Source organism: Sporolactobacillus sp. KGMB 08714 (assembly GCF_036598985.1).
Lineage (GTDB): Bacteria > Bacillota > Bacilli > Bacillales > Sporolactobacillaceae > Sporolactobacillus.
In genome coordinates, this window is the sequence record NZ_JAUUBW010000069.1 from 1 (window position 1) to 728 (window position 728).

Sequence of the window (728 nt, forward strand, 5' to 3'; positions counted from 1 at the left end):
GTCAACGACTTCGTGAATCGCGTGGATCACCAGGTCTTTGTGCAGGCCTATAAAGGCGGCGGCCGTCCGGCTTATGATCCACGTCTGATGACCAAAGTGCTCCTCTACGCCTATACGCAGAAATGGTATTCCTGCCGACAAATCGCACGCGCCCTACGTGAAAACCTGCCGATGATGTGGCTGGCTGCCCGACAGATGCCGGACTTTCGTACGATCCAGCGCTTCCGTGCCCATCACATGAAAACCGTGCTGCAGGATGTTTTTGAATCCTTTGTCAGTCAGCTGCTGAACGATGGCTATGTCACCGGTGAAGACTACTTTATCGATGGCACAAAAATGGAGGCAAACGCGAATCGGTACACCTTCGTCTGGAAGAAATCGGTCAGACACTATCAGACCGGAGTTCAGGAAAAGGTCCGCACAATTTTTCGTGAGATCCAGGAGCAGATGACCCTAGATGATCAATCGCTTCAAGACTTTGCCGGGGATCCAAAGAAAAAGGTCTCAGCCCAAGAAATGGAAAACTGGACGGAAAAAGTTGAGGAACAAATGAACGAGAAACAAGCCGAACCAAACGATTCCTCTTCGAAACGACAGCTGAAAAAGCAACTCAAAGCACTGAAAACCGATCTCATCCCTCGTGAAAAAAAGTATGAAAAACAACTGGCTACCTGCGGTGAGCGCAACAGTTATGCCAAAACCGATCCGGACGCCACCTTCATGCGGAT

General features: G+C 50.0%; 1 protein-coding gene. It reads left to right on the forward strand.

All coding sequences use genetic code 11. The annotated features are described in order from the left end of the window. On the forward strand, positions 1 to 728 hold a 728-nt coding region (locus Q6A92_RS18795), incomplete at both ends, for a transposase (protein WP_332239031.1).